The organism is Ancylomarina sp. (genome assembly GCF_041555295.1).
In the GTDB taxonomy this organism is placed as follows: domain Bacteria; phylum Bacteroidota; class Bacteroidia; order Bacteroidales; family Marinifilaceae; genus Ancylomarina.
On sequence record NZ_JBFFKR010000428.1, the window covers coordinates 1 to 2,132 of the forward strand.

General features: G+C 37.6%; 2 protein-coding genes. Both read left to right on the forward strand.

Annotated elements, in window-relative coordinates; translation table 11 throughout:
* Positions 1 to 847, forward strand: an 847-nt coding sequence (locus tag ABY905_RS16750) for a DUF3472 domain-containing protein (RefSeq protein WP_372645954.1), incomplete at its 5' end; no start/stop codon positions are given.
* 185 nt (positions 848 to 1,032) lie between these two features.
* Positions 1,033 to 2,132, forward strand: a 1,100-nt coding sequence (locus ABY905_RS16755; protein ID WP_372645956.1) for a NapC/NirT family cytochrome c, incomplete at its 3' end; no start/stop codon positions are given.

Here is a 2,132-nt window from a genome sequence, read left to right on the forward strand (position 1 = left end):
TGGTGGAGAAGCAACATCAACTGGTACCGATTTTGTAAAAGAAGATTTTTACTGGGGACGACGCGGACCTTCAGTTCATCTGTCGTACACAGTGCCTGAAGAGACTGGTGACATTCGTTGGTTTTATAATGAGATAGAAGTTCCAGAAGGAAACGATGTCGTTGGTTCGTATTATATGGCGAATGGTTTTGGTGAAGGTTATTTCGGTATTCAGGTTAATTCTGAAATAGAACGAAGAATTCTTTTTTCGGTTTGGAGCCCATATGTAACAGACAATCCTAATGATATTCCTGAAGATGAGAAAATTAAGTTATTGAAAAAAGGAGATGAGGTAAAAATAGGTGAATTTGGTGACGAAGGATCTGGTGGACAAAGCTACAAGGTATATAATTGGAAAGCCGAACATAAATACCGCTTTCTTTTAGGTGCAAAACCTGGTGTCGATAACTCGACAGATTACACTGCTTATTTTTATGCACCAGAAATAGGGAAATGGGAGCTTATCGCAAGTTTCAGACGTCCAAAAACCTCAACTTATATTACTCGTCCTCATTCATTTCTTGAGAATTTCATGACCGAAATGGGACAGTTTACTCGTAAGGCTACCTATAAAAATCAATGGCTTAGAAATGCAGATGGGAAATGGTTTGAGATGACTGAAGCGAAGTTTACTGCAGATGCGACCGCTCGTAAAAATTCACGATTGGATTATGCTGGAGGTTCAGAAGGATCACATTTCTTTTTGAAAAATTGTGGATTTTTCAGTGATAGAACAACGATAGACTCATTTTTTAAAAGAAATGAATTGGGAGTAGAACCTGATATCGACTTTGAGAAACTCCCATAGATATTTGAGTAGTTAGACTAAATTTGGTTAGTAAATAGAGGAGATGAAATCGTAGAATAGGTTTGGTAAATGGCTTTGGGTTGACTCTCCTCTTTTTTTAGTTTTATAAAGAATACTAGTGGTAAAAGCTGACTTTTAGAGTCAGCTTTACGCCATTAAATGAAATAGTAATAAGATTTGATACGGTGAGTTTTAAAAGTAAGATCATAGGTTTAATCGTAGTTGTTATTCTTGTTTTGGTTTATCGTTCAATTGAAAAGATGGATGCTTATGCCTCAATGGATTCCTATTGTATAAGTTGTCATGTGCACACCCAAGCAGATCAATCCTGGCTCGTATCCTCACATTATAAGACGGAATCGGGCGAACAAATCCATTGCATTGACTGCCATCTTCCTCCTAAAGAAAGTACCGATTATTGGCCTGAGAAAATTAAAGCAGGGAGTAAAGATCTATTTGCCTATTATTTTAAAGATCATGATAAAATCAACTGGGAAGAGAAATCGGAAATTGGAAATGCGATTCGGTTCACACCAAAATCATCTTGCATCAATTGTCACCAAAACTTATTCCCATACAGTATTTCCGAAAAGGGTAAAAAAGCACATTTGTATTACCGACGAAATGAGGCTGATTTGCATTGTATCAATTGCCATAAAGGGGTCGGTCATGGGAGTCACAAAGCCATGTATGAGCAAAATACGTCATTTTTAAAACGTCAGGAGATTAATGAACCTATTCATACTAAGTCAACAAAAATAGAGGGATTTAAAAACTATATTGAAACTATTCCCGACTCATCGATTTCTTTTGAAATGATTGCTATCCCATCAGGCTTTTTCGAAATGGAAATGTATGCTGATAATAATTTTATGAATAAGCCTATTAGTAGCAAGCAAGTTAAGTTATCGCCATTTTTCATGGGAAAAGTTGAATTGACTTGGGATGCTTATCGGACTTTTTTAATGGATGTGGAATCAGAGGGGCGTGCACATGATAGTAAGGTAGAAGATGATTTGGATGTTATCTCAGGAGCGACACCACCTTGGGGTGATCCTTCACAGGGATGGGGAATGGGACAAAGGCCAGCTATCAGCATGACTTGGCAAGCAGCGACGACCTATTGCCGATGGTTATCGAAGAAAACAGGAAAAACATACCGTTTACCCACTGAAGCAGAATGGGAATATGCCTGTGGAGCAAATTCTAAGCCCATACATAAATTACCTGATGAGGAGATAGATAGTCAGTTTATTTATAGAGCTAATTCGAAAGGAAAAACACA